The 25,242-nt window shown below is 73.4% G+C and carries 24 protein-coding genes; 9 read left to right on the forward strand and 15 right to left on the reverse strand.

The window, feature by feature from the left end; all coding sequences use genetic code 11:
* Positions 1-66: 66 nt before the first annotated feature.
* Positions 67-1,035, reverse strand: coding sequence for a DUF5937 family protein (locus tag E1287_RS15420; RefSeq protein WP_131965623.1), 969 nt, complete (start codon positions 1,033-1,035; stop codon positions 67-69).
* 55 nt (positions 1,036-1,090) lie between these two features.
* Between E1287_RS15420 and E1287_RS15425 the strand changes: the two genes are divergently transcribed.
* Positions 1,091-2,353, forward strand: coding sequence for an MFS transporter (locus tag E1287_RS15425; protein WP_347813976.1), 1,263 nt, complete (start codon positions 1,091-1,093; stop codon positions 2,351-2,353).
* A 32-nt stretch (positions 2,354-2,385) separates the two neighbouring features.
* The gene (locus tag E1287_RS15430) at positions 2,386-4,173 is read left to right on the forward strand and encodes an NAD+ synthase (RefSeq protein ID WP_131965624.1); all 1,788 of its coding nucleotides are present in this window, start codon (positions 2,386-2,388) and stop codon (positions 4,171-4,173) included.
* 10 nt (positions 4,174-4,183) lie between these two features.
* Here the strand turns inward: E1287_RS15430 and E1287_RS15435 are convergent, their stop codons facing one another.
* Positions 4,184-6,301: a SpoIIE family protein phosphatase gene (locus tag E1287_RS15435; RefSeq protein ID WP_131965625.1), complete on the reverse strand. Its 2,118-nt coding sequence runs from the start codon at positions 6,299-6,301 to the stop codon at positions 4,184-4,186.
* A gap of 329 nt (positions 6,302-6,630) precedes the next feature.
* On the opposite strand from E1287_RS15435, the gene panB reads away from it, so the two are divergent.
* On the forward strand, positions 6,631-7,482 hold the full coding sequence (gene panB, locus E1287_RS15440) for a 3-methyl-2-oxobutanoate hydroxymethyltransferase (RefSeq protein ID WP_131965626.1): 852 nt from the start codon (positions 6,631-6,633) through the stop codon (positions 7,480-7,482).
* A 19-nt stretch (positions 7,483-7,501) separates the two neighbouring features.
* Here panB and E1287_RS15445 read toward each other — a convergent pair whose 3' ends face one another.
* The 4 genes from E1287_RS15445 to npdG all read right to left on the reverse strand — a co-directional run bounded on the left by E1287_RS15445 (position 7,502) and on the right by npdG (position 10,561).
* Positions 7,502-8,257, reverse strand: a complete 756-nt coding sequence (locus tag E1287_RS15445; RefSeq protein ID WP_243719047.1) for a hypothetical protein — start codon at positions 8,255-8,257, stop codon at positions 7,502-7,504.
* Positions 8,258-8,332: 75 nt separating this feature from the next.
* A complete protein-coding gene (locus tag E1287_RS15450; protein WP_131965627.1) occupies positions 8,333-8,692 on the reverse strand; it encodes a hypothetical protein in 360 nt (119 codons plus the stop codon).
* 77 nt (positions 8,693-8,769) lie between these two features.
* Entirely contained in the window at positions 8,770-9,843 is a 1,074-nt protein-coding gene (locus tag E1287_RS15455) for a potassium channel family protein (protein WP_131965628.1), read from the reverse strand.
* A 10-nt stretch (positions 9,844-9,853) separates the two neighbouring features.
* Entirely contained in the window at positions 9,854-10,561 is a 708-nt protein-coding gene (npdG, locus tag E1287_RS15460) for an NADPH-dependent F420 reductase (RefSeq protein WP_131965629.1), read from the reverse strand.
* 93 nt (positions 10,562-10,654) lie between these two features.
* Here npdG and E1287_RS15465 point away from each other — a divergent pair, with 93 nt between their 5' ends.
* Positions 10,655-11,251: a hypothetical protein gene (locus E1287_RS15465; protein ID WP_131965630.1), complete on the forward strand. Its 597-nt coding sequence runs from the start codon at positions 10,655-10,657 to the stop codon at positions 11,249-11,251.
* A gap of 20 nt (positions 11,252-11,271) precedes the next feature.
* On the opposite strand, the gene E1287_RS15470 is transcribed toward E1287_RS15465, so the two are convergent.
* Together E1287_RS15470 and E1287_RS15475 are read right to left on the reverse strand one after the other, a co-directional pair.
* Positions 11,272-11,472 carry a hypothetical protein gene (locus E1287_RS15470; protein ID WP_131965631.1) on the reverse strand — a complete coding sequence of 67 codons (201 nt, stop codon included), beginning with the start codon at positions 11,470-11,472 and terminating at the stop codon, positions 11,272-11,274.
* Between the two features lie 113 nt (positions 11,473-11,585).
* On the reverse strand, positions 11,586-11,765 hold the full coding sequence (locus E1287_RS15475) for a hypothetical protein (RefSeq protein WP_131965632.1): 180 nt from the start codon (positions 11,763-11,765) through the stop codon (positions 11,586-11,588).
* 69 nt (positions 11,766-11,834) lie between these two features.
* On the opposite strand from E1287_RS15475, the gene map reads away from it, so the two are divergent.
* The 4 genes from map (at position 11,835) to E1287_RS15495 (ending at position 15,428) form a co-directional block, all read left to right on the forward strand.
* Positions 11,835-12,686: a type I methionyl aminopeptidase gene (gene map, locus E1287_RS15480; RefSeq protein WP_131965633.1), complete on the forward strand. Its 852-nt coding sequence runs from the start codon at positions 11,835-11,837 to the stop codon at positions 12,684-12,686.
* Between the two features lie 58 nt (positions 12,687-12,744).
* Positions 12,745-13,434 (forward strand): helix-hairpin-helix domain-containing protein, encoded by a 690-nt coding sequence (locus E1287_RS15485; protein WP_131965634.1) that lies wholly within the window; start codon positions 12,745-12,747, stop codon positions 13,432-13,434.
* A 70-nt stretch (positions 13,435-13,504) separates the two neighbouring features.
* The gene (locus tag E1287_RS15490) at positions 13,505-14,533 is read left to right on the forward strand and encodes a DNA polymerase ligase N-terminal domain-containing protein (protein WP_131965635.1); all 1,029 of its coding nucleotides are present in this window, start codon (positions 13,505-13,507) and stop codon (positions 14,531-14,533) included.
* Between the two features lie 178 nt (positions 14,534-14,711).
* The gene (locus tag E1287_RS15495) at positions 14,712-15,428 is read left to right on the forward strand and encodes a metal-dependent hydrolase (RefSeq protein ID WP_207934232.1); all 717 of its coding nucleotides are present in this window, start codon (positions 14,712-14,714) and stop codon (positions 15,426-15,428) included.
* A 21-nt stretch (positions 15,429-15,449) separates the two neighbouring features.
* On the opposite strand, the gene E1287_RS15500 is transcribed toward E1287_RS15495, so the two are convergent.
* From E1287_RS15500 to E1287_RS15510, 3 genes are read right to left on the reverse strand one after another with little or no spacing between them, the layout of a single operon-like run.
* Positions 15,450-15,974: a hypothetical protein gene (locus tag E1287_RS15500; RefSeq protein WP_131965636.1), complete on the reverse strand. Its 525-nt coding sequence runs from the start codon at positions 15,972-15,974 to the stop codon at positions 15,450-15,452.
* Complete coding sequence (locus tag E1287_RS15505) at positions 15,971-17,416, reverse strand: HAMP domain-containing sensor histidine kinase (RefSeq protein WP_243719049.1); 1,446 nt, start codon at positions 17,414-17,416, stop codon at positions 15,971-15,973. Before E1287_RS15505 ends, E1287_RS15500 begins: the two co-directional genes overlap by 4 nt.
* Positions 17,413-18,087, reverse strand: a complete 675-nt coding sequence (locus E1287_RS15510; protein WP_131965638.1) for a response regulator transcription factor — start codon at positions 18,085-18,087, stop codon at positions 17,413-17,415. Before E1287_RS15510 ends, E1287_RS15505 begins: the two co-directional genes overlap by 4 nt.
* Before the next feature lie 101 nt (positions 18,088-18,188).
* Here E1287_RS15510 and E1287_RS15515 point away from each other — a divergent pair, with 101 nt between their 5' ends.
* Positions 18,189-19,955, forward strand: coding sequence for a hypothetical protein (locus tag E1287_RS15515; protein WP_131965639.1), 1,767 nt, complete (start codon positions 18,189-18,191; stop codon positions 19,953-19,955).
* Here E1287_RS15515 and E1287_RS15520 read toward each other — a convergent pair.
* The 4 genes from E1287_RS15520 to E1287_RS15535 form a co-directional block, all read right to left on the reverse strand.
* A complete protein-coding gene (locus E1287_RS15520; RefSeq protein WP_131965640.1) occupies positions 19,949-21,046 on the reverse strand; it encodes a hypothetical protein in 1,098 nt (365 codons plus the stop codon). The two genes, E1287_RS15515 and E1287_RS15520, sit on opposite strands and share 7 nt — an antisense overlap.
* Positions 21,047-21,129: 83 nt before the next feature.
* Entirely contained in the window at positions 21,130-21,786 is a 657-nt protein-coding gene (locus E1287_RS15525; RefSeq protein ID WP_131965641.1) for a response regulator transcription factor, read from the reverse strand.
* A 14-nt stretch (positions 21,787-21,800) separates the two neighbouring features.
* Positions 21,801-23,036, reverse strand: a complete 1,236-nt coding sequence (locus E1287_RS15530; protein WP_131965653.1) for a histidine kinase — start codon at positions 23,034-23,036, stop codon at positions 21,801-21,803.
* Between the two features lie 64 nt (positions 23,037-23,100).
* Positions 23,101-25,182: a cytochrome c oxidase assembly protein gene (locus E1287_RS15535; RefSeq protein WP_131965642.1), complete on the reverse strand. Its 2,082-nt coding sequence runs from the start codon at positions 25,180-25,182 to the stop codon at positions 23,101-23,103.
* Positions 25,183-25,242 lie beyond the last annotated feature (60 nt).

Here is a 25,242-nt window from a genome sequence, read left to right on the forward strand (position 1 = left end):
CACCCTGACGGCCCGCCCTGACGGCCGGCGCTGACGGCCGGCGCTGGCGGGTCGTTGGGGTGCGGCTCAGCCTTGGGCGAGGGCGTCGCCGGCCGGGGTGCGGACGTAGAGGACGCGGCGGCCCAGGCGGTGCCCGGTGACGAGGCCGCAGGCGCGCAGGACGCCGAGGTGCTGGCTGACCGCCCCGGCCGTCACGCCCATCCGCCGTGCCAGCTCCGTCGTCGACGCGGGCGTCGCGAGGGCGGTGAGCAGCTCGGCGCGGCGGCGGCCGATGAGCGCGGCGAGCGCGTCCTTCCGGTCCCCGGCCGGAGGCCCCGTCTCCCAGAGGGTCGCGACGCCGTTCGGCGGGTAGCTGAGCATGGCCTGGTAGGGCGGCACCATCACCGAGACATTCGGCCATACGAAGGCGCTCGGGATGAGCATGAGGCCGCGTCCGGCCAGCTCGCCGCTGAACGTCCAGTGCCGATCGACGCGGAGGGTGCCGGACCGCCAGGAGACCGCCTCGTGCAGGTCGCCGAACACCCCGGCGGCGCCCTCGACGGCGAGCGCGGCGGTGCGGCGCAGCACGTCGCCCTCAAGGAGGTCGCGGACGCGCGGCCAGAACGGTTCCATGGCGGCGGCCCAGTACCGTCCGAGCAGGTCGGCGAGCGTTTCCAGGGTGCGCTCCGGGTCGGCGGCCATCGCGTGGCGGGCGGGCGTCGGACGGCTGCCGCGCGCCGTCCAGCGCAGCTCGGCGGCGACGACCTCGGGCGGCGTGGCCCGGACGGTCTCCAGCTCGGCGGCGAGGTCGGGCAGCGGGGTGGCGGGCGGCGGGGTGAGGAAGTCGGGAATGTACCCCGCGGCGGCCACGACCTCGCGGAGCGGGCCGATGTCGAGCCCGCGCAGCCTGGGCCGGGCGGCGTGCACCCACGGCAGGTGCAGCGCGTGGCCGGACGGGTCTGCGAGCACCCGCAGGCTGCGCACCATCTCCCACAGCGGGGAGAACGCGAACCTGACCCGCGCCACGTCGTCCGGCGTGAACACGAACTCGATCATTTAGTCCAGGCTAAAGGATTACCGGCCGGGGCGCGGAGCCGTCACCATCGTGAAAGTGACGACTCTGGAAGACACTCCTGTCGGCCCCTCGTCGGGCAGGTTCGCGGCCTTCTTCCGTCCCCGGGTCGGCGGCCTCCCCCGCGCGTTCTGGGCGCTCTGGACGGGAACGCTCCTCAACCGGCTCGGGACCATGGTCCAGCCCTTCCTCGGTCTTTACCTGACGACCGTCCGCGGCCTGTCGCTCGGGGAGGCCGGCGTGGTGATGGCGACCCTCGGCGCGGGCTCGCTCTGCGGGACGCTCGCGGGCGGCGCGCTCGCCGACCGGATCGGACGCCGCGCCACGCTCACCCTCGCGACCGTCGGCAGCGGCGTCAGCCTGCTGGCGCTCGGCTACGCCCACGGGATCGTCGCGATCGTCGCGGCGGCGCTGCTGGTCGGCATGCTGCTGGACATGCACCGGCCCGCGGCGCAGGCGATGATCGCCGACATCATCCCCCCGCAGGACCGCCCGCGCGCGTTCGGGCTGCTGTTCTGGGCGATCAACCTGGGCTGGGCGGTCGCGATGGTGGTCGGCGGGGTGCTCGCCCAGCAGGGCTTCCTGTGGCTGTTCTGGATCGACGCGCTCACCTGCGCCGGGTTCGGGCTGCTGGTGTGGCGGGCGATCCCGGAGACCCGCGCCGGCGGGCGCGGCGGCGCGGGCGTGGTCAAGGGGTTCGGCGAGGTGCTGCGCGACCGGGTGATGGTCGGCTACGCGCTGATCAGCCTCGTGTACGTCTTCGTCCTCATGCAGGCCATGACGACGATGCCGCTGGCGATGAAGGAGGACGGCCTCGGCCCGCGCGACTACGGGATCGCGATCGCCGCCAACGGGGTGGTGATCATCACCGTCCAGCCGCTGGTCAACGCGTGGCTCGCGCGGCGGGACCACAGCCTGGTGATGGCGGCGGGCTGCGTCCTGGTCGGGATCGGGTTCGGGCTCACGGCGCCGGTGTCCTCGCTCCTCGCCTACACCGCGGCGATCCTGGTCTGGACGCTCGGCGAGATCATCGCGGCGACCGTCCTGCAGGCCATCGTCGCCGACCTCGCCCCGGCCCACCTGCGCGGGCGCTACAACGGCCTGTACGGGATGGCGTGGTCCGGGGGCTTCCTGCTGGCGCCGCTCGGCGGGACGCAGCTGCTCGCCCTCGGCGGGGGCCCGGCACTGTGGCTGACCTGCATGGGCCTCGCGTTCGCCGCCGCGGCCGCGCTGCTCGCGCTCGCCCCCGCGATCCGGCGCCGCCACGACGGTGTGCTGAAGGCCACCTTTTCGTCAGAGTGACGAAACTGATCCGGGCGACTTATCCTTGGTGGGTGGCACAGCTCAGGATCGCGCTCGCGCAGGTGAACTCGACCGTCGGCGACCTCGACGGCAACGCCGGCACAGTCGTGGAATGGACCAGGCGCGCCGCCGACGCGGGCGCGCACCTGGTCGCCTTCCCCGAGATGATGCTGACCGGCTACCCGGTGGAGGACCTCGCGCTCCGCGCGTCCTTCGTCGAGGCGTCCCAGACGGCCCTCGAACGCCTCGCCCGGCGGCTCGCCGACGAGGGCCTCGGCGACCTGCCCGTCGTCGTCGGCTACCTCGACCGGCGGACGGTCGGGCTCGTCCGTCCCGGGCAGCCCGCCGGCGCGCCGCTGGACGCCGCCGCGTGGCTGCACGGCGGCGAGGTCCTGGTCCGCTCGGCCAAGCACCACCTCCCCAATTACGGCGTCTTCGACGAGTACCGGATCTTCGTGCGCGGCGACCGGCTGCCCGTCGTCCGCGTCCACGGCGTCGACGTCGCCACCGCCATCTGCGAGGACCTCTGGCAGGACGGCGGCCCGGTCACCGCCGCGGGCGCCGCGGGCGCCGGGCTGCTCCTGTCCATCAACGCCTCCCCGTACGAGCGCGACAAGGACGACACCCGCCTCGATTTGTGCGCCCGCCGCGCCCGCGAGGCCGGCTGCGCGCTCGCCTACGTCAACCTGGTCGGCGGCCAGGACGAGCTGGTCTTCGACGGCGACTCCCTCATCGTCGGCGCGGACGGGGCGCCGCTCGCCCGCGCGCCGCAGTTCGTCGAGCACCTCCTCGTCGCCGACCTCGCGGTGCCCGCCGCCGCCCCGTCCCCCGAACCGGCCCACGGCACCCCCGTGGACGCGCTGGACGGCACCACGATCACCATCGACCGGCGCGTCGTCTCCGCCGACCCGCTGCCCGCCTACCCGGTCGAGCCGCAGACCGTCGCCGAGCCGCTGGACGACCTCGCCGAGGTGTACGCGGCCCTCGTCCTCGGCACGCGCGACTACGTCCGCAAGAACGGCTTCCGCTCGGTGGTCCTCGGCCTCTCGGGCGGCATCGACTCGGCGCTCGTCGCCACGATCGCGTCCGACGCGATCGGGCCGGAGAACGTCCACGCCATCCTCCTCCCGAGCCGCTACTCCTCCGAGGGTTCGGTGGTCGACGCCGAGGAGCTCGTCAAACGGCAGGGCGTCAACTCCCGGACGGTCCCCATCGCGCCCATGGTGGAGGCGTTCGAGGCGCAGCTCGACCTGCACGGCATCGCCGCCGAGAACCTCCAGGCCCGGATCCGCGCGAACGTCTGGATGGGCCTGTCGAACGAGCACGGCCACCTCGTCCTGACCGGCGGCAACAAGAGCGAGCTCGCCACCGGGTACTCCACCCTCTACGGCGACTCCGCGGGCGGTTTCGGCCCCATCAAGGACGTCTTCAAGCTCACCGTCTGGGAGCTGGCCCGCTGGCGCAACACGATGGCCGGCAAGAGCACGCCGTTCCTGCACGGCTTCGCGGAGGAGCCCATCCCCGAGGCGATCCTCGTCAAGGAGCCGTCGGCCGAACTCCGGCCCGGCCAGCGCGACGTCGACAGCCTGCCCGAGTACGCCGTCCTCGACCCCGTCCTCACCGACTACGTCGAACGCGACATGGGCCGCGACGCCCTGATCGCCGCCGGCCACGACGCCGCCCTCGTCGACCGCGTCATCCGCCTGGTGGACCTGGCGGAGTACAAACGCCGCCAATACCCGCCCGGCCCCAAGATCACCCCGAAGAACTTCGGCCGCGACCGCCGCCTCCCCATCACCAACCGCTGGCGCGAGAGGTAAGCGCGCCCGATTACTCTCTGTGGTGGTTCTCGCCGGGCCAGGTTTCGCCGGGCCAGCCGGGGACCTGTTCGGAGGCGTCCGGGTCGACGCCGGGGACGATCTGCTCGCACCAGACGACCTTGCCCGCCGCGGTGCGGCGGGTGCCCCAGCGGTGGGCCAGCTGGCTGACGACGAGGAGGCCGCGGCCGTTCTCGTCGTCGTCCTCGGCGCGGCGGAGCCTGGGCAGCGCGGCGGACCGGTCCAGGACCTCGCAGACGAGGGTGCGTTCCAGGAGGAGGCGCAGCTCGATCGGGCCGGGCGCGTAGCGGAGCGCGTTGGTGATCAGTTCCGAGGCCAGGAGTTCGGTGGTGTAGCCGAGTTCCTCCAGGCCCCAGTCCTCCAGGCGGCTGGAGACGAGGCCGCGGGCGCGGCGGACGGCGGCGGGGTCGGCGGGCAGCGTCCAGGAGGCGTAGCGGTCTTCGGGGAGGCGGCGGAGCCGGGCGATGAGGACGGCGATGTCGTCGCGGTGCTGGTCGGCGTACACGCCGGCGAGGGTGGCCTTCGCCAGATCTTCCATCGAGTGGCCGACGGAGTCGGGCCCGAACACGGTCTGGAGGCGGGCGAGGCCGTCGTCGATGTCGCGGCCCCGGTTCTCGACGAGGCCGTCGGTGTAGATGACGAAGAGGCTGCCGTCCTCGACGGTGAACTCGCGGCTCTCGATCGCGGCGCCGCCCGCGACGCCGAGCGGCGGCGCGGGCGGGACCTGCAGGTACTCGTTGTCGCCGTTCGGGCCGGCGAGCAGCGGCGGCAGGTGCCCGGCGGACGCGATCTCGATCGTGCCGGTGGTCGCGTCGTACACCGCGTACACGCAGGTGGCGAAATGCGGTTCCTGCTCGCCGAGTTCGATCATCAGCTCGTGCATGACGTGCAGGGCGTCGGCGGGCGGGAGTTCCAGGTTCGCGAGCGTGTGCAGGGCGGTGCGGAGCCGTCCCATGGTGACGGCAGCGCGGACGCCGTGACCCGCGACGTCGCCGACGATCAGGGCGACGCGGGCGCCGGGCAGCGCGATCGACTCGTACCAGTCGCCGCCGACCTCGACGAGCTTGCTGCCGGGCAGGTAGCGGTGCCTGACCTCGACCGACGACGGCGCGGACAGCCGGTTCGGCAGCAGGCTGCGCTGCAGCGCGAGGGCGGTGGCCCGCTCCCGGCTGAACAGCCGCGCGTTGTCGATCACGATCGCGGCGCGGGTGGCGAACTCCATGCCGATCTCGACGTCGTAGGCGTCGAAGTTGCGGAAGCCGGGGACGCGGGTGCAGGCGATGAACCCGAGCAGCGTGTCCCGGGCGATCATCGGCAGCAGCACCATCGAGACGCCGGACAGCAGCTCCCCCGCCGGGCGGCGCTTCCACAGCTTGCCGATCTCGGACGCGGCGTCCACGTCGATGTGCGGCAGGTGGACGGGCCGGGCCGTGTCCATGACCTGGCGGTACGGGGTCCCCTCGGGGAACACCAGCACCTCGCCGACGGGGAACGTCGACGTCCAGGCCGCGTTCCCGTCGTCGGAGGTCACCGCGATGCGGCGCAGCACGGCCGACCCGGACTCGGCGTGCACCTCGTCGGCCGCGACCAGGCTCTCCAGCACCAGCACCGACGCGGCGTTGCAGTAGTGCGGGACGACGACGTCGACGAGCCCGCGGGCGGACTGGTCGAGGTCGAGGGACGCGCCGAACCGGGTGAGCTGGTCGTCCATCAGCGCCCGCCGCATGAGCGCCGGGTCCTGGTAGCGCTCGCTCGGCGGCAGCGCGACCCGGACGAACAGCAGCGTCGCGGGCGCGGCCTCGGAGTCGCCGCCGACCAGGGGCTGCGCGGTCATGACGGCCTCGGTGGACGTGCCGTCGCCGCGCAGCACGGTGATCACGCCGTTGCGCTCCTGCCCGGCGTCGTTGGCCTCCAGCAGTGCCTCGAGTTCGGCCTTGCCGTCGTCCCCCACCAGCTCGGTGGCGGGATGGCCGATCAGGTCCTCGGGGGCACGGCCGAGGACGGCCCTTGCGTTCGGGCCGCATTGCACGATCCGCCGGGAACCGTCGATGCCCAGGACCAGCGTCCGGGACGCGGAATCGGTAGCGGGCGCATCGCCTCGCGGCGCCATGACGGATCTCACCTGACGCGCTCCCAGACAGCCGGTCGTATCAGCACTATCCAGCGACAGTATGGGGCATGACACCGTTTCAAGGGGAGAAGATCACGCTTACCACGGGGAAATCCCTTCGGTATATGCCCCCCTCGGCCACATTCCGGGCGCTCCGGCGTCTGTTCGAGACATCACACTGCCTCCGCCAGGCCCACACGCGCGGTCCCGCAGGGCCTTCCGGCGGGGGTCTCCGGGAATGGCGGGGCTACCCGAATCGTTTCCGAAGTGGCACGATCGGTTCCGTCTGGGTACGCCACCGTGGCGCCTCAAGACCGGAGGTCTCTCGCATGTCTTCTTCTGTCGCACCCCCAGCACAGCCGACCGCACTGTACGGCGGTACGAGCGGGCGAAGGGTGACCGTACGCGACATCGCCGCCGCCAAGGAGCGGCGCGAGAAGTGGCCGATGCTCACCGCCTACGACGCGATGACCGCGCGGATCTTCGACGAGGCCGGCATCCCCGTGCTGCTCGTCGGCGACTCCGCCGCGATGGTCGTGTACGGCTACGACTCGACGATCCCCGTCACCGTGGACGATCTGATCCCCCTCACCGCGGCCGTCGTCCGCGGCTCCAAGCGCGCGATGGTGGTCGCCGACCTGCCGTTCGGCTCGTACCAGACGGGCGTGCCTGAGGCGCTCGCCGCCGCGACGCGGTTCCTCAAGGAGACCGGCGCGCACGCGGTGAAGCTGGAGGGCGGCCGCCGGATCCTCCCGCAGGTCGAGGCGATGGTCGCCGCGGGCATCCCGGTGATGGGCCATCTCGGCCTCACCCCCCAGTCGGTGAACGTCTTCGGCGGCTACCGGGTGCAGGGCCGCGGGCAGGACGGCGACGAGCTCATGGCGGACGCCAAGGCCCTCGAAGCGGCGGGCGTGTTCTCCGTCGTCCTCGAATGCGTGCCGGAGGACCTCGCGGCGCGGGTCACGTCGTCCCTGTCGGTCCCGACGATCGGGATCGGCGGCGGCAACCAGACGGACGCGCAGGTCCTCGTCTGGCAGGACATGGCCGGGCTCACCCCGCACACGGCGAAGTTCGTCAAGAAGTTCGCGGACATGAACACGCTGCTCGGCGAGGCCGCCCGCACCTACGCCGACGAGGTCGTGAGCGGCGTGTACCCGGCGCCGGAGCACAGCTACCGCTGACCGTCCGCCGGCCCGGGCCTCAGCGGTCGGGGTCGGCGCGGGCCAGATCCGCGAGGGCGGCGTCGCCGCCCTCGCGGGCTTGGCCGTCGCGGGTCTGGCCGTCCCTCGGCGGCGGGACGCGGTGCGCGTCCGGGTCGTCCGACATGATCTCGGCGCGGAGCGTCTCGACCGCCGACCGCAGCACGTCGGGGCCGGCGACGTTCATGAGCAGCAGGCCGAGGTTGAGGGCCATCTGGCCGTCGGTCATCTCGCTGCCGGCGAGGGCGTCCACGGCGGTCCGCAGGTCGGCCTGGTCCTCGGCGGACACGTTCTGCAGCAGCCCAAGGCAGTAGGTCGGCAGCGCGAGCCTCGACTTGGCGAACGACACTCCACGCATGATCTCGCCCGCCTCGTGCGCGCGGGTCTTGGCCTGCATCCGGTCGACGCCGCGGTCGGCGGCGGCGAGCAGCGCGGTCAGCAGCGTGCTAGGCCCGACCGCGACGTCCTCGTCCCCGACCCGGACAGTGAAGATCGCGCTGCGGAACACCATCATCGAGCCGAAGCTCGCGACCAGCACCTGCGTGGCGGCGACGACGTCCGGGGACTGCACGCCGAACCGCCAGTCGAACGTGTGCAGGGCCAGCAGCGAGCCCGCTCCCGCCGCCCCGTTGATCAGCACGTACGCCCAGGTGCTCGGCACCCGGACCAGCGTGGTGGGCCGGTCCCGGTACCGGCTGACGAGCTCGGCGATGCCGACGAGGCAGCTCAGCGAGACGGCGACGAGGTATCCGATCATCAGTCCGTCCTCCACCCCCCACCCGCCGCCATCCAACGGACGAGCTCCGCTCGACGGTCCCCGGTCACTCCTCGGTCAGCCGTCCGACTCGGTCAGCCTGACGATCTCGTCGACCTCGCGCTCCACGGAGACCAGGCCGCGGGCGCGCAGCGCGTCGACGGCCTTCGCGACCTCCAGCAGCCCGAGCCTCGTCGCGTGGTGGATCCGCTCCAGCGACATCGGGCCCTGCGCGGCCCTCAGCTGCGCCAGCACGCGCCTGCGCACGTCCTCCGCGTCCTGCTGCTCACCGGGCCCGCCGGGCTCCCCGGGCTCCCCGGGCTGATCGCCGGGCGGGCGGCGGTACTCGCCGGTGCCGGGCCGGGCCGCCGCCGCCGCGCTCCGCCCGGACGGGGCCAGGAACGCGCTCCACGGGTCCGCCGACCGGATCTCTCTCATCTCCACCCACCTGTCGCCGACCCGATCATTTTGCCAGTAATCGGACGCGCCAGGGCCGCGCACCGCTCCCTGGAATGTCAGGAATCCGACCCTTCGCGGTGAGCGCCGCCCGGGCGCAGGCGGGGCAGGGACCGTGCCACGATCAGCCGGTCGCCGGGCCTGATCGGCGAGCAGTCCGGGTCGTCGAACGTGAGCGCGCGGTCGTCGCGCACCACCGCCAGCACCGGCTCGTCGACCTCGCCGATCGGGCGGCCCGCCTCGTCCGGGCGCGCGTCCCGCTCGGCCAGGTCGAGGCCGCTGCCGTGCTCGATCAGGTCCGCGAGGACGTCGCCGACGTGCGGGCGGCTGGTGGACACCCCGAGCAGCCGTCCCGCCGCCTCCGACGACGTCACGACCCGGTCGGCGCCGCTCTGCCGCAGCAGCGAGGCGTTCTCCGACTCGCGGACCGCCGCCTGGATCCGGGCGGACGGGTTCAGCTCCCGCGCGGTCAGGGTGATCAGCACCGCGGCGTCGTCCCGGTCGGCCGCCACCACGATCTCCTTGGCCAGCGGCACCGCCGCCCGCCGCTGCACCACGTTGCGGGACGCGTCGCCGACGATGCCGGCGATCCCGGCGGCGGCCGCCTCCTCGACGGCCTTCGGGTCGGGGTCCACCACGACGATCCGGTCGCGGTCGACGCCGGTGCGGAGCAGCGTCTCGATGGCGCTGCGGCCCTTCGTGCCGTAGCCGGCCACCACGATGTGGTCGCGCACGCGATTCCTCCAGCGGGCCTGGCGCCACTCCTCGCGGGTGCGCTGGGCGAGCACCTCGAGGGTCGTGCCCACGAGGACGATGATGAACAGCACCCGGACGGGCGTGACGAAGACGATGTTGACCAGCCGGGCGGTGGCGCTGACCGGCGTGATGTCGCCGTAACCGGTGGTCGTGATGGTGACGGTGGCGTAGTAGAACGCGTCCAGCAGCGAGAGGGGCCCGCCGGCGCTGTCGCGGTAGCCGTCGCGGTCGGCGTAGACGACCGCGACCACGGCGAGGAGCAGCGCGATCGCGAAGACGACCCGCTGCGTGACCGCGCGCAGCGGGCTGCGGCTGACCGAGGGCAGCAGGAGGCGCGGCGGCCGCACCGCCGCCACCGCCCGCGGGTCGCTCTTCATCGGACGGCGATCAGACGTCGGTGATCCGGAGGCCGGCGTGGGCCTTGTAGCGGCGGTTGATCGAGATGAGGTTCGCGGTGAGCGCCTCGATCTGGTGGGCGTTGTGCAGCCTGCCGCCGTAGACGCCGCGCATGCCGGGGATGCGCCCGGCGAGAGCCTGGACGAGGTCGGTCGCCTCCCGGTCGTCGCCGAGGACGAGGACGTCCAGCTCCATCCCGTCCACGCCGGGGTCGAGCAGCAGCTTGGCGGAGACGTGGTGGAACGCGGCGACGACGCGGCTGTCCGGCAGGACGGCGGCGGCCTGCTCGGCGGCGCTGCCCTCCTCGACCGGCAGCGCGAACGCGCCCTTGCCCTTCTCGAAGCCGAGCGGGTTCACGCAGTCCACGACGATCTTTCCGGCGAGCTCGGCGCGCAGCGACTCCAGCGTGGCCTTGTGCCCCTCCCAGGGCACCGCGACGATCACGACGTCGGATCCTCCGGCGGCCACCGGGTTCTCCGCCCCGGACACGGGCAGGCCCGCGTCCTGTCCCCCGGCGAGGTCGTCGGCGGCGGCCTGGGCGCGCTCCGCCTTCCGCGACCCGATCGTCACCCGGTGGCCGGCGAGCGCGAACCGCCGCGCGAGCCCTTTGCCCTGGTCCCCGGTTCCGCCGAGGATCCCGATCGACAGGCCGCTCACGTCCGGGAGGTCATAGGGCGTCTTGCGCTGCTGCTCAGTCATGCCGCCGAGTCTGCCAGGCGGGCGTCCGGGCGGCGCGCCCCGGGCTCCCCCGCATCGCGGAAACCGCCTGCCCGGCGCGTGGCGTGGGGCACCATGGTTCCCGTGGACGCCGAGCAGATCGTGATGTTGCGCGAGGTCCTGTCGACGACGGGCTGGCTGGAGCGGACCGAGGAGTTCGGCCGCGCGCTGCGGGTCACGTCCCGGACGCCGGGCGGGCTGCTGCTCGTCGGCACCCCCGGCGACGATCCGTGGCACCTGGCCGCGCACCTGGACGACGAGAGCCGCCTCGCGGACGTCCCCGGCCTCGCGCCGACGCTGGTGCGCTGGAAGCCGCCCGCGGACGCGCCCGCGCACCTGCGGATCGGGCTGGAGCGGCTGGAGGCGGCGCGGCGCGGCGAGACGCTGTTCGTCGTCGCCGAGGAGGAGGCGCCCGTCCCGCTGCTGGAGCGTGTGGACGACGCCCGCCGCGTCGGGGCGACCGTCCTCGCGCTGGACGGCGGCGACAAGGACCTGCGCGGCCTCGCCCACGAGGCGCTGACCGTCCCGCCGGACGAGTCGATCATCTCGTTCGACGGCGCGCAGCACCTGGTCAGCGCCGCGGCCGGCCAGGAACCGGCACGAAGCCCCCGCGGTCTCCGCCGCCGCCTCGCCAAGCTCCTGGACACGGTGTCGGGCCCGGTCGTCGAGTAGCCGGGTGGGCGCGCCGTAGCTCAGTCGGCGCCCGGGCGCCAGCGCCCGGCCTGCCGGGCGGCGCTGATTCCACCGGCCACGCCGATGAGCAGGGCGATGGCCGCGGATCCCGTGAGAGCCGCCGCCTGGACGCTCCAGGACAGGGTGCCCGCGTGCTCCGCGGCGATGAAGAAGAGGCCGTGCCAGATGCTGACGACGGCGGCGACACCCGCGGAGATCATCAGAGGAATGGCGAGATTCCCCAATGCCACGCCGAGGAAGACCCGCGCGGAGCCCGTATGGACCACATTAACGCCACCGGTGTTCGTTTCCTGAAAGGTGATCCGGCGGTGGTCTAGTCGTCGGCGTTGTCGCGGCGCCATGCCTCGTTGCGTTCGCGGGCCAGGGTGAGGGCGGCCGCCGCGGCGCTCTCGGATTCGTAGGGGCCCATGCGGTCCTTGCCGGGGCAGCCGGGCCCGTGCTCGACCTTCATGTGCTTCAGGCAGAACCACCAGTCACCGTCGTCGGCGGCCATGGGCGCTCCTCTCGATCATGTGCGCGCACGGGATTCGTTGCCCGATCCCGGCTGACTACACTCGCCACTATGACGACCCAGCTTCTCCGGCCCGGACACGTTTCCCCCATGCGCAAGGTCCCGTCCAGCATTCCGCGGCCGGAGTACGTGGGGAAGAAGCGGCCGAAGACCGGCGAGCCCGACGTCAAGACGCCCGAGATCATCGAGCGGATGCGGGTGGCGGGGAAGATCGCCGCGCAGGCCCTGGAGGAGGTCGGCAAGCACGTCCGGCCCGGCGTCACGACCGACGAGCTGGACGTGATCGGGCACGAGTTCCTGCTCGACCACGGCGCCTACCCGTCCACGCTCGGGTACCGGGGCTTCCCGAAGTCGCTGTGCACCTCGATCAACGAGGTGATCTGCCACGGCATCCCGGACGACACGGTCCTGCGCGACGGCGACATCGTCAACGTCGACATCACCGCGTTCATCGGCGGCGTGCACGGCGACACCGACGCGACGTTCCTGTGCGGCGACGTGGACGAGGAGTCGCGGCTGCTCGTGGAGCGCACGCACGAGGCGGCGATGCGCGGCATCCGCGCGGTGCGGCCGGGCCGGGCGCTGAACGTGGTCGGACGGGTCATCGAGTCGTACGCGAAGCGGTTCGGGTACGGGGTCGTCCGCGACTTCACCGGCCACGGGATCGGCACCACGTTCCATTCGGGGCTGGTCGTCCCGCACTACGACGACCCGGGCGCCACGACGATCATCGAGCCGGGGATGACGTTCACGATCGAGCCGATGCTGACGCTCGGCACCCACGACTACGACATCTGGAAGGACGGCTGGACGGTCGTCACCAAGGACCGCAAGCGCACGGCCCAGTTCGAGCACACGCTGCTGGTGACCGAGGACGGCCACGAAATCCTCACCCTGCCGTGACAGACCTCTTGATCTAGAGTCCGATTCGCCCCACATCCGGCCGGGAGACCCTCTAGAGATGAACGCCCCAGCGCCGTACGAGCCGAGGGTTCCGTCCGACAGCATGCCGCCGGGGCGCGCGGCGCTCAGCGTGACGTGGGCGGCGCTGCCCTTCCTGACCCTCGGCTACGCCACGCCGTTCACGTTCGCGGCGGCGGCGCTGTGGCGGCGCAGCGCGCATCTGATGATCTCCACGGCCGCCTACATCGGCGTGTTCACGCTGATGCTGTTCATGCTCCCCGACATCGGCAAGGACGACGGCGCCGAACGCACGGTCGGGGTGCTGCTGTTCGTCCTCGCCGTGGTCGGCTGCGCGCACGCGTTCATCATCCGCCGCCGCGTGTTCGACCCGCACGGGCTGTCGGCGGTCGACAACGAGGCGGTGGTCGAGCGCGTCAAGCGGCGGCGGCTGCTGCGCGACAAGGCGCGGGAGCTGGCCGCCTCCGACCCGGGCCTGGCCAAGGAGCTGCGGATCGGACGTCCCGACCTGCAGCGCCAGTACAACGACGGCGGGCTCGTCGACGTCAACCACGCGCCGGTGGAGGCGCTCACGCTGCTGCCCGGCATCACGCCCGAGCTGGCGGGGAAGATCGAGCGGGTGCGGGCCGAGACGGGCGGGTTCGTGTCCGCCGAGGAGCTGTCCGCGGTGGCGGGGCTGCCGCCGTCCCTCACCGGCGACCTCGCCGACTACGCCGTGTTCATCCGCTGACCGTGCGCCTCCGCCGATCGTGTGGATCCGCTGACCGTGCGCCTCCGCTGATCGCGGGTACGAATCGGGCGTGACCCCGAAGAAACAGAAGAAGAAGGACGGCGATGCCGACCGGCTCGCCGAGTACCGGGGCAAGCGCGACCCCGGACGGACCCCCGAGCCCGTCCCGGACGAGAGGGCGCTGCCGCACGGCGACGACGACACGTTCGTCGTCCAGGAGCACCACGCGACCAGCCTGCACTGGGACCTGCGGCTCGAACGCGACGGCGTGCTCGTCTCGTGGGCCGTCCCGAAGGGCCTGCCGTGGAGCCCGGACACGAACCACCTCGCCGTCCACACCGAGGACCATCCGCTGGAGTACGCGACGTTCGAGGGCGAGATCCCGCGCGGCGAGTACGGCGCAGGGAAGATGTTCATCTGGGATCGCGGGACGTACGAGACGGAGAAGTGGTCCGAGCGCGAGGTGAAGATCGTGATCCACGGGTCGCGGGTCTCCGGCCGGTACGTGCTGTTCCGGACGCGCGGCAGGAACTGGATGATCCACCGGATGGACCCGCCCGCCGACCCCGACGCCGAGCCGCTGCCCGACTCGCTGCGGCCGATGCGCCCGGTCGAGAGGGCCCGGCTCCCGCGCGACCAGGAGGCATGGGGCTTCGAGTTCGCGTGGGGCGGCAAGCGGATGCCCGCCTACGTCGAGGGCGGACGGACGCGGTTCACCGACGACCGGGGCCGCGCCGTCGACGGGCCCGGCGGGCTGGGCGCCCGGCTCGGCGCCTCGCTGGGCGCCCGGCCCGCGCTGCTGGACGGCGAGCTGGCCGTCCTGGAGGGCCGCGAGATCTACATGATCTACGACCTGCTGCATCTCGACGGGCACCCGCTGCTGGACGTCCCGTACCGGGAGCGCCGGGAGCGGCTCGACGGGCTGGACCTCTCCGGCCCCCGGTGGCAGACGGCCCCGTGGTTCCCCGGTGACGGCGACGCCGTCCGCGACGCCGCCGCCGATCAGGGCCTGCCGGGCGTCGTCGCCAAGCGCCTCGACTCGCCCTACGAGGCCGGCGAGGATTCGGGCGCCTGGCGCTTCATCCCCGTCCCGGCGTAGGCCGCCCAGAGGAAGCCGCCCAAAGGAGGCCGCACGGCGGAACCCGCACGGCGCGTCCCGCATCAAACGGGCGTAGCGCCAGCTTCGGCGCGTCGCCGCTGAAAACGATCAGTAGCGGGCTAGAGTCCCGCTCTGAACCGGGCGGCGGGACGTGCTGAAGAGGCGGGGGAACGGGCACATGATGGGCAAGACGCACGCCCTGAGCGGCGCGCTGGCGTGGCTCGGCGCCGTGCCGGTGATCGCTCAGGAGCGGCTGCTGGGCGACTACGCGGTGTCGCTGTCGGCGGAGCAGGTCGCGGCGGGCGCCGTGGTGTGCGCGGGCGCGGCGATCCTGCCCGACATCGACCATCACAACGGGCGCATCGCCAACACGTTCGGGCCCATCACCGAGCACATGTGCAAGTGGATCGGGAAGCTCTCCGGCGGGCACCGGCAGGCGACCCACTCGCTCCTGTTCGCGGTCGCCATGGGCCTGGCGATGGACGTCCTCGCGACCCACTACGTCTACGCCTGGTGGGCCTGCCTGTTCATGATCGTCGGCCTGGGGCTGCGGGGCGTCGGCCTGGACTTCGAGGGCAAGGAGCCCCAGTCGGCGCTCGCCGACTGCGCGCTCGCGCTCGCCGCGGTCTGGCTGATGCACAACATCGACATGAGCTTCGTCGGGTTCGCGGTGGGGCTCGGCTGCTTCGCGCACGTCGTCGGCGACTGCCTGACACCGCGCGGCTGCCCGGTGTTCTGGCCGCTGCCGTACCGGATCGACGTGCCCGTCATCCCGAGGACGGACGGCAAGGTGGAGCGCTGGGTCGTGATGCCCGTCCTGAGCCTCGGCATCGCCGTCCTCGCCGTCCGCTCCGTCCTCGGCGACGCCACCACCCAGTGGCTCACGAGGGGTTGAGCGCGTCCGGGCACGGGCTGATCATTCGAGCAGGTCGGCGAACTGGTCGCACGTCGCGTATCCCCATCCGCTCTTGTCGGCGTCCGGGGCGTGCCACAGCCTGACGCGCTCGATGCCGGCGATGGCCTCCCCGGTGCACGCGATCTGCGCCACCGCCATCCGCGGCCAGGCCGGCGGCATGGGCCGGTCGCCGGGCGGCAGGACGATCAGTGTGGAGCGTGTGCCGACCGGGTCGGACGCGCTGGAGACCGTGTAGGCATCGAGCGGATGGCGGACCTCGGTACGCAGTCCCCGGCCACGCTCCTGCGTCGTCGGCTGCATGGCCAGCTGCTCGATGGCGAGGAACGGCTCGCCGGGCACGCCGGGCCGTGTGACGGGCCGCAGTTTCCCGCCGTGCGTCAGGTAGAGGGTGATCGTGGCGGCGTATCCCTCGGCGGACGGCGGCTTTCCGGCGTCGATGACCCCGGTCGGCCGGATGCCGCACCCCGTCAGGGCGAGCAGGGCCGCGAGCGCCAGGGCCCGCGGTGCTCGGCTCGGTCGTTTCATGGGCGCTCGTCCCCGTCCCCGGCGGGCAGCCACAGCGTGAACACCGCGCCACCTTCCGGCCGGTTGGCCGCCTCCAGCGTCCCGCCGTGCAGCACGGCGTTCTCCTTGGCGATCGAGAGGCCGAGTCCGCTGCCCTCGCTGCGGGAACGCGCGGCCTCCGCCTTGACGAAGCGGTCGAAGACCACGGCGACCAGATCGTCCGGCAGGCCCGGGCCGCGGTCGGCGACCACGACCCGCACGCCGTGGTCCGCCGCCGCGAAGCGCAGCGAGACGGGCGGACGGCCGTGCTTGAGGGCGTTCCCCGCGAGGTTGGCGATGATGACGTCGAACCGCCGCGGGTCCAGCCGGGCGAACAGGTCCCCTGGGCCCTCGACCGCCACCTCGTCCCGCCAGCCGCGCGCCTCCAGGGTGGCGGTGACCGCGTCGGCGACGTTCACGTCGTCCAGGACGAGGCCGGCGGCGCCCGCGTCGAACCGGCTGATCTCGATGAGGTGCTCGACGAGCTGCCCGAGCCGCCGGGTCTCGCCCGCGACCAGCCTCGCCGCCGCGCCGTCCTCGCCCGCGGCGTTCTCCGCCAGCACGTCGGTCACGGCGATCATCGAGGTCAGCGGGGTCCGCAGCTCGTGGGACACGTCGGCCACGAAGCGGCGGGACGCGGCCTCCATCGCGCGCAGCTCCGTCACCGTCCGCTCCAGCGCCTCGGCCGTGCGGTTGAAGGTGCGGGCGAGGTCGGCCAGCTCGTCGCGGCCGCGCACCTGGACGCGCGTCTCCAGCTCGCCCTCGCCGAGAGCGCGCGCGGCGGCGCCGAGGCGCCGCACCGGACGCAGCACGCCGCGGGTCGCGAGCAGCGCGAGACCGGCCGCGAACACCACCGCGAGCGCGTCCGCGATCATCAGCGCGCGGGTGAACAGGCGCAGGTCGGCGGCCTCCCGGCTCAGGCTCGCGGAGACGAACACCATGGGCGGCGTCTCCCGCCACGGCTCCGCCGGCGACACCCTGTAGCCGAGGACGCGGGCGCCGACGAGCAGATAGGGCGTGCCGTCCCGGACGACGCGCTGGAAGACCACGCCTTGGACCGCGCGCCGGGCGAACTCCCGGGTGACGGGAACGTGCAGTCTGCCATGGGGCGGGAGGTTGACACCGCCGTCCAGCGCCACGGGCACCGCCGCCACCCTGCGTCCCGGGACCGAGCTGAGCGTGCGCTCCAGCCTGGCGCCGATCAGCGGCGTCACGTCGGGCGGCAGGGCGGACGGGATCTGCTGCGCGAGGGTGTCGCGGACGTCCGTCAGCACCGCGTCCTGGGCGCGCTGGAGCATCACGCGCCTGAGCAGGACGTAGGAGATGCCGGACGCCATCAGCGCGGCCAGCAGCGCGACCGCGGTGAACGCCGCCGCGAGGCGGAGGCGCAGGCCGGTGAACCGGCGGCCGCCGACCCCGGTCACGGCGCGGCGAACCGGTAGCCGAAGCCCCGGACGGTCTCGATCAGGCGCGGCTCGGCGGGCTCGTCCTCGATCTTCGCGCGGACGCGCTGCACGCACGCGTCCACGAGCCGCGAGTCGCCGGGATACGTGTGCTCCCACACCTCGGACAGCAGGTGCTGGCGGGTGAGGGCCTGGCCCGGCCGCCGGGTCAGCTCCAGCAGGAGCCGCAGCTCGGTCGGGGTGAGGCGCAGGTCGGTCCCGGCCTTGGTGACCTTCAGCGAGGCCCGGTCGATGACGAGGTCGCCGTAGACGGACCGGTCGACGCGGGTGTGGTCGGCGCGGCGCAGGACGGCGCGGATGCGGGCGTCCAGCACGCGCGGCTCGACGGGTTTGACCACGTAGTCGTCGGCGCCCGCCTCCAGGCCGAGGACGACGTCGAGGTCGTCGCCGCGCGCGGTCAGCAGGATGACCGGCAGCGGGTCCTCGCGGCGGATCCGGCGGCACACCTCGATGCCGTCGATGCCGGGCAGCATGACGTCCAGGATCGCGATCTCGGGGCGCCGGGCGCGCAGCGCGTCCAGCCCGTCCTCGCCGGTGGCCCGGGACGTCACCCCGTGCCCCTGGCGGGTGAGCGCCAGCTCCAGGGCGGCCCGGGCGGCGGGATCGTCCTCGACGAAGAGAATGCTCGCCACCCCGCCAGTATCGGGCACGAATGATCAGAGATCCGGTTATGTCACGAGATCCGGACATCGTCCGCACAAGATCATGACAGTCGGCGCGGAGCGTGGGCGCCATGACGCTCGCGACCGCGCCGCCCCGCCGTGACGATCCGCCGGCCCCGCCGGACCCGCGTCCCGCCCGCCGACCCGCCGTCCCGCCGTGGCTGCTGGCGGCGGGCATGGCGGCACAGGTGATCGTGCGCCTGTGGTTCGCGCGGGCGCGGACGGCCCCGGCGGCCAACCCGGATGAGACCGGCTACCTGGTGGCGGCCCGGTGGCTGGCCGGGTCCGCGGGTGGCGACATGTCCGGGAACACCCTGTACCAGGGCGGATATCCGCTGCTGCTCGCCCCGGTGTACTGGGTGTCGCACGACCCGGCGACCGTCTACACGCTCGTCATGGTGATCAACGCGGTGGTCGGCGCGGCGCTGTTCCCGCTCGGGTACGCGGCGGCGCGGCGGCTGGGCCTCGCCCGGTCGCGCGCGCTGCCCGTGGCGTTCGCGGCGGCGCTGCTGCCCGCCACGACGTTCTTCGGCGCGTTCGCGCTCGCGGACGCCGTCCTGCCCGCGCTGGCCCTGGCCTGGCTGCTGGCGCTCGACCGGTTCGTCCGGGACGGGCGGGCCTTCGACGCGGTCGCGGCGAGCGTGGTCGCGTCCTATGCGGCGATGGTCCACACGCGCGGGATGGTGTTCCTGGTCGTCCACGTGCTCGTGCTCGTCGGCGGGGCGGTCACGCACCGCCCGAGGGACCGGGCCGCGCTCGCCAGGGGTACGGCGGCGCTCGCCGGAGGCACGGTCGCGCTCGCCGGATACGCGGCCGGGGTCCTGCTGAACGCGCGCGTCCAAGGCGAGCTGTATCCGGGCGGCGCGCGGGATCTCGCCGCGTCGCTGGAGTTGAGGATCACCACGATCGCGGGCCAGGAATGGGCTCTGTCGGGCGCCGCCGGGCAGCTCTGGTACCTGGTCGTGTCCACGTGGGGCTTGGCCGGGGCAGGGCTCGCCGCCGTCACGGCGGTCCTGGTCCGCCGCCGGGCGCCGGGCCCGGACCGGATCATGGCGGCGACGCTGCTCGCCGCGACCCTCGCGATCGCCTACGCCTCCTCGGCCGCGCTCCCGGACGAGCATCGCGTCGGGAACTTCGCCTACGGCCGCTACCTGTCGTGCCTGGCCCTCGTCTACACGCTGATCGGCGTGGCGGCCCTGGTGCGCTCCGCGCCGCGGACGGCGATCCGGCTCGCGGCGGCGTCCCTGCTCGTGCTGGGGACGGCCGCGCTCTGGGTGTCCGCCTACGCGGGCGGACGGCTCCGCACGCACACCTTCATCGCGTTCGACTTCCCCGAGACCACGTTCCTGACCGGCGACCGCAGCGCACTGCACCTGCCCGCGGTGACGCTCATGGCGGGCGCCTTGCTGTGCGGGTTCCTGGCGCTGTCACGGCTGCGCGGACGCCCCGGCGCGATCGTGACGGCCGCCGCCCTGGCGGGGATCAACCTCGCGGCGCTGACGTTCGCGATGGGGCCGTCCCCGCAGCGGGTCCGCCCGCCGTCGCCGTTTCCGGGGCCGGCGGCGGGCGGGGTCGCCGCGGACGCGTCCCTCCACTGGGCGGTCAGGACCAGCCTCCTGCACCCCGTGTGGTGGACGCGCATCGGCCGCATCGACATCCGGGACGGCCGCCGCCCCGCACCCGGCGTGTGCACGGTCGTCGTGCCCCTGCCGGACGGGACCGCCCCGGAGGCGTCCTGGCCCGCCCACCCGGCGGGATGGCGGCCGCACGCGGGACGGTCCTGGTCGATCGGCTGGGTCAGCTGGCACGCCCCGTCCTGCGGCGCGGCTCCTCAGTAGCGCGTGACGAGCGCGATGCGGTCGTGGTCGACCAGGAAGCCGTCCGAGACGAAGGTGACCTCGCCGCCGTACTCCAGCGTCGTCTCGATCACGTCGTCCACGGCGTCGTCGACGACGTCCGCGCCCTTGAGGACGCCGGGCATGCCGTCCACCGGGATCAGCTCGTCTTCGGTCTTCACGGCGGGCGCGTAGTAGCCGCGCTCGACGACGAGGTGCTCGCCGCGTCCCTCCTCGACCAGCCGCGCGACCTCGCAGAGGCCGCCCGCGTAGCGCTGGATGCTGCGCGCCGCCTCCAGCTCGGACAGCACGCCGACCTCGCGGAGGTCCTCGTAGGCGGCGAGCGCGGGACGGGCGGCCTCGGCGAGCGCGCTGGGCGAGGCGCCGTCGAAGCTGCCGTCGACGCGTCCCGCCACGGTGATGTGCGGGCCCGCGACCTCGTCGAAGAACGCCTGGTGGCGGGTGACGCCCGCGACGATCAGCGGGCGGCGGTCGCGGGCCAGGACCCGGTCCAGGGCGCCGACGACGTCCCGCATGATCTGCTTGTGCCGCTCACCGTCGCCGCCCTGCGCCGCGCGGCGCGACTGGCGCCCGGAGCCCGCCTCGTCGATCGGCTCCGGCTCGACGGGGAAGCCGCCGCCGGTGCGCTCGGTGAGCTCCTCGCCGTGGCCGTCCCAGAGGCGCGTCCGGTGGTCCGACAGCGACAGCAGCCAGTAGCGCGGGGTGCGTGTGAAGTCGGCGACGAGGTCGCGGGTCGCGAAGCCGCTGTCGACGACGACGCGCTCGTCCACGTTCTGCGCGATCGTGAACGCGTGGTGCTCGCCGCCGGGCGCGGCGAACAGCACCAGCCCGTCGGAGGCGTGCCGCAGATCGACCTCCCCGGCGGCGCGTTCCAGGCCGCGGAGCACGTGGTCGGCGGCGTCGGGCGCCACCCGCGGGTCGTCGTGCAGCCGCCGCCGCACCTCGGCCAGCAGGTTGCGCAGCCGGATGGGGTCCTGCCGGTTGGCCGGGACGGACCGGTGCGTCGGCATCAGCACCGACACCGCCGGATAGGCCCTCGGCTTGCGGAGTTCGGCCAGCGTGACGGCGTCCATGATCCCCCGATTCGTCGGACTTCTTCCCTTCTGCTCTTTCTAGCTACCGGCAGGTAAATCAGGCGTAAGCGCCGGGCCGAAAGTCAGCCGGGCCTGATGAAGGACGTCTCGTAGGCGAGGATCACCGCCTGCGTGCGGTCGCGGGCCTGCAGCTTCGCGAGGATGTTCCCGACGTGCGTCTTCACCGTCTGCGGGCTCACGAACAGGTCCTCGGCGATCTCCGCGTTCGAGCGTCCCTTGGCCATGAGCCGCAGGACGTCGGCCTCCCGCTCGGTGAGCTGCCCGTGCCAGCGCGCCGCGTCCGCCCCGCCCCCGGACGGCGCGTGCCGCGCCGCCAGCTCCCGGATCGCGGCCGGGAACAGCAGGCTGTCGCCGTGCGCCACCATCCGGACGGCCTGCAGGATCTCCTCCGGACGCGTCCGCTTGAGCAGGAAGCCGTTCGCGCCGGCCTTCAGCGCGTCGTACACGTACTCGTCGTTCTCGAACGTCGTGACGACGATGATCCGCGGCGGCTCCGGGACCGTCTCCAGGATGCGGCGGGTCGCCTGGATGCCGTCGAGGCGCGGCATCCGCACGTCCATGAGGATCACGTCGGGACGCAGCCGCTTCACCGCGTCCGGCACCTCCGCGCCGTCCGCGGCCTCCCCCACCACGGTCAGGTCGTCCTCGGCCTCGATGATGGCCGCGAGACCCGCCCTGATCAGCCGCTCGTCGTCGACCAGCAGAACCTTGATCGTCATGTTCCCGTCCCCCGTCATGACCCGGACCTTAGCGGCAGGGACACGTGGAAGCGCCAGCGGTCACCGTCCGGCCCCGCGGTCATCTCGCCGCGCAGGACCGTGACGCGCTCGCGGACGCCGCCGAGGCCGCGTCCGCCGCCGTGGTCGGCGCCGGCGCCGGCCGCCGTGTCCAGCGGATTGGTCATCTCCATCTCCAGCCGTTCGCGCTCCACCCCGAGCCGCAGCCGCACCGGGACCTTCCCGGCGTGCCGCAGCGCGTTCGTGAGCCCCTCCTGGACGATCCGGTACGCCTCCCGCGACACCGCCGCCGGGACGTGCTCCACCTCGTCGCCGATCTCCGCGTCGAGCTTCACCCCGGCGATCCGCGTCTGCTCCAGCAGCCGCCCGAGGTCCTTCAGCGTGGCCTGCGGGGCGGCGGCGGGCCTGGACGCGTCCTCCCGCAGCAGCCCGAGCACATGGTCGAGGTCCTCCAGCGCGGCGCGGGCCGAGTCCTCGATCGCGCCGAGCGCCTCCCGGGCGAACGCCGGGTCGGCGTCCAGTACCCGTCCCGCCGCGGCGGCCTGCAGCGTCACCACGCTGAGCGCGTGGCCGACCGAGTCGTGCAGCTCCCTGGCCAGCCGGTTCCGCTCGGCGAGCTTGACGGCCCTGGCCTCCATGTCGGCGAGCTTCTCCGCGGCCGACGGGCCGAGGAACCACGGCGCCAGCCGCGACAGCAGCTCCCCCACGCCGACGATCAGCGCGAGCAGCGCGGCCAGCGACGCGAACCCCGCGAGCGGCGTGAGCCACTGGTTCCAGCCGTCCTGCCACCCCCAGGCGTCGAGGAACTCGACGTCCCAGCTCACCAGCGGCGCGAGGATCAGCACGACCGCGAACGGCGGCACCGAAAGGCTCAGCCCGCTCACGACGACCCCGACGCCCAGATGGACCGCGAACCACGCCCCGGCCCGCGCCCGGCTCTCCCACGAGCGCGCCGACCCGGGCACGATCGACGCGGCCGGGCCCTTGAGCAGCTCCTTGGCGAGCGAGCCCTCCAGCAGCCGCACCGTCGGGACCAGCCCCGTGACGAACGTCGCCGCCGCCGGCATGAACAGCAGCATCCCCACGAACTTGACGGCCTCGTCGCCGATCGGCAGCAGCGGGATGAGGCTGATCGCGAGGAACCAGTACGGCATCAGGAGCGCGCCGCCCACGACGAGATGGGACCAGCGCAGCCAGGTCGTCCGCTCGATCAGCGGCCGGAGGACGCGCATCACACCATCGATCCTGGCAGACCGGCACCCCGTGCCCACTCCCCCGCGAGAGGGAAAGGGGAGGTCACTCGGGCTTGTCGCGTTCGGCGAGCTTGGCGAGGCGGGCGTTGTAGGCGGCGAGCTCGTCGTCCTCGGCCCGTCCGCCGGGGGCCGCCGCGCGGTCGGCCTTGCGGTCCATCCGCCGGGCCTGGCGCTGGTCGTGGAAGTACCACTGGAACGCCAGGACGATCAGGACGATGAACGTCGGCACCTCGCCGAAGCCCCACGCGATACCGCCGCCGGTGTGCTGGTCCTTCAGGATCGTCGTCCCCCACGGCGGGTCGACGGACGCGTACCAGCCCCGCGCCAGCGCCTGGCTCAGATTCATCAGCGCGATGCCGAAGAACGCGTGGAACGGCATCGTGACGAACAGCAGCAGGAGCCGTCCCGGGTAGGGCAGCTTCTTCGGCGCCGGGTCGACGCCGAGCAGCACCCAGAAGAACAGGCTCCCGGCCGCCAGGAAGTGCAGCGACATCGCCATGTGCCCGAGATGGTTGCGCATCGCCGCCTCGAACAGCGGCGTGAAGTACAGCGCGAACGTGCTCACGACGAAGATGAACGTCGCCACCGCCGGATGCGCGATGACCGCGACGTACCGGCTGTGCAGCATCGCGGTCAGCCACTCGCGCGGGCCCCGGTCGCCGCGGACGCGCGCGGGCTTGAGGGCGCGCAGCGCCAGCGTCACCGGCGCGCCGAGGACCAGGAAGATCGGCGTCAGCATGTTCAGCACCATGTGCTGCGCCATGTGCACGCTGAACAGGATCGGCGCGTACTTGGCGACGCCGGTCTGGGTGACGGCGACCATCGTCGCCAGCCCGATGAGCCAGGCCGCGGTGCGTCCCAGCGGCCAGGAGTCGCCGCGCCGCCGCAGCCGGACGACCGCGGCGAGGTAGAGGCCGCCGAGGGCGACGACCAGGACGACGAAGAGCAGGTCGAGCTGCCACAGGGTCGCCAGCCGCGCCGGGGTCACCTGCGGCGGCATCTCGTAGCCGAGCAGCGCCTTGACCGCGGACTCCGGCTCGGCCGGCGCGGGCGGCGCGGTACGGGCCAGCGCGACGGCGAGGCCCACCGCGGCGCCCATCACGGCGGCCTCGACGGACGCGAGCCGCGCGAACGACCACGGCCTGCCCGCCTCCAGGGCCGGGAGGGTCCGGTTGCGGTGCCACCTGCCGAACCAGCCCAGCGCGCCGAACAGGGCGATCTTGCCGAGGGCGAGCCGTCCGTAGTCCGTCTCGACCAGCTCGACCGGGTCGGGCAGCCGGGCGATCACGTTCACCAGGCCGCTGGCGCCGACGACGATGTAGCACCACAGGGCCATGCGGCTGAACCGGTCGGCCATGACGGGCAGCCGGTCGCGGCGGAGCAGGGCGTGGACGCCGACGACGGCGAGGCCGCCGACCCACGGCGCGACCGCGGCGACGTGCAGCGCGACGCCGGTCGTCGCGACGGTGTGGTTGGCGGCGGACGCCGAATGCCCGGTCAGCGGCGCGGGCAGCAGCGCGATCCCGGCCAGCGCGAGCAGCCCGAACGCGGCGGCGGGCGTCGTGGTGGTGCGGGCCAAAAGAGCCACGACGACGGCCAGCAGCACCACGATCATCAGCGCGGTGCCCTGCGGCAGGGAGCCGACGTAGCTGCTCAGCTCGCTGCCGGTGACGACCTGCCCGACCGGCTGGCCGAGGACGTCCGCGACCGTGAACACCAGGGTGGCCGCCGCGGCCGCGGCCCAGACGGCGGCGAGCCAGGACGCGGCGCGCAGGTAGGTGATCGCGTCCTTGGACAGCCGTCCCGGGCCGCGTCCGCCTTCCTTGGCGCCTTCACCGGGGCGTCCTGCCTCGATGGGCAGGAGGGCTGCGGCGGCGATCAGCGCGCCGACGGTCAGCGCGGACAGCAGGTCCATCGCCGCCCGGGACGCGGGCAGCCCCCACCGGGTGAGGACGCCGGCGTCCCCGAGGCCGGGGATGACCTTCTCGGTGACGGAACCGCCGAGGACGAGCCCGCCCACCAGGACGGCGCCGCACGCGACCGCCGCGATCACGGCTGCGCGCACGACGCCCAGGGCGGCCCTGCTCACGTCCGGCTTGACGTCCGGTGATCCTTGGGTGCTCATGGGAGGCCGGGTTCTGTGCGGGGTCGACGGGGCGTCTCTACCCTACTGAGCCCCCGGCAC

The organism is Actinomadura sp. KC06 (assembly GCF_004348735.1).
Classification (GTDB): domain Bacteria; phylum Actinomycetota; class Actinomycetes; order Streptosporangiales; family Streptosporangiaceae; genus Spirillospora.

Excerpts from the sequence above, each read along its gene's own strand:
- E1287_RS15420 (WP_131965623.1), bottom strand. The coding sequence starts at position 1,035 with ATGATCGAGTTCGTGTTCACGCCGGACGACGTGGCGCGGGTCAGGTTC.
- E1287_RS15435 (WP_131965625.1), bottom strand. The coding sequence starts at position 6,301 with ATGGCGCCGCGAGGCGATGCGCCCGCTACCGATTCCGCGTCCCGGACG.
- panB (WP_131965626.1), top strand. The coding sequence starts at position 6,631 with ATGTCTTCTTCTGTCGCACCCCCAGCACAGCCGACCGCACTGTACGGC.
- E1287_RS15445 (WP_243719047.1), bottom strand. The coding sequence starts at position 8,257 with ATGATCGGATACCTCGTCGCCGTCTCGCTGAGCTGCCTCGTCGGCATC.
- E1287_RS15450 (WP_131965627.1), bottom strand. The coding sequence starts at position 8,692 with ATGAGAGAGATCCGGTCGGCGGACCCGTGGAGCGCGTTCCTGGCCCCG.
- E1287_RS15455 (WP_131965628.1), bottom strand. The coding sequence starts at position 9,843 with ATGAAGAGCGACCCGCGGGCGGTGGCGGCGGTGCGGCCGCCGCGCCTC.
- npdG (WP_131965629.1), bottom strand. The coding sequence starts at position 10,561 with ATGACTGAGCAGCAGCGCAAGACGCCCTATGACCTCCCGGACGTGAGC.
- E1287_RS15465 (WP_131965630.1), top strand. The coding sequence starts at position 10,655 with ATGGTTCCCGTGGACGCCGAGCAGATCGTGATGTTGCGCGAGGTCCTG.
- E1287_RS15470 (WP_131965631.1), bottom strand. The coding sequence starts at position 11,472 with ATGATCTCCGCGGGTGTCGCCGCCGTCGTCAGCATCTGGCACGGCCTC.
- E1287_RS15475 (WP_131965632.1), bottom strand. The coding sequence starts at position 11,765 with ATGGCCGCCGACGACGGTGACTGGTGGTTCTGCCTGAAGCACATGAAG.
- map (WP_131965633.1), top strand. The coding sequence starts at position 11,835 with ATGACGACCCAGCTTCTCCGGCCCGGACACGTTTCCCCCATGCGCAAG.
- E1287_RS15485 (WP_131965634.1), top strand. The coding sequence starts at position 12,745 with ATGAACGCCCCAGCGCCGTACGAGCCGAGGGTTCCGTCCGACAGCATG.
- E1287_RS15495 (WP_207934232.1), top strand. The coding sequence starts at position 14,712 with ATGATGGGCAAGACGCACGCCCTGAGCGGCGCGCTGGCGTGGCTCGGC.
- E1287_RS15500 (WP_131965636.1), bottom strand. The coding sequence starts at position 15,974 with ATGAAACGACCGAGCCGAGCACCGCGGGCCCTGGCGCTCGCGGCCCTG.
- E1287_RS15515 (WP_131965639.1), top strand. The coding sequence starts at position 18,189 with ATGACGCTCGCGACCGCGCCGCCCCGCCGTGACGATCCGCCGGCCCCG.
- E1287_RS15520 (WP_131965640.1), bottom strand. The coding sequence starts at position 21,046 with ATGGACGCCGTCACGCTGGCCGAACTCCGCAAGCCGAGGGCCTATCCG.
- E1287_RS15525 (WP_131965641.1), bottom strand. The coding sequence starts at position 21,786 with ATGACGATCAAGGTTCTGCTGGTCGACGACGAGCGGCTGATCAGGGCG.
- E1287_RS15530 (WP_131965653.1), bottom strand. The coding sequence starts at position 23,036 with ATGCGCGTCCTCCGGCCGCTGATCGAGCGGACGACCTGGCTGCGCTGG.
- E1287_RS15535 (WP_131965642.1), bottom strand. The coding sequence starts at position 25,182 with ATGAGCACCCAAGGATCACCGGACGTCAAGCCGGACGTGAGCAGGGCC.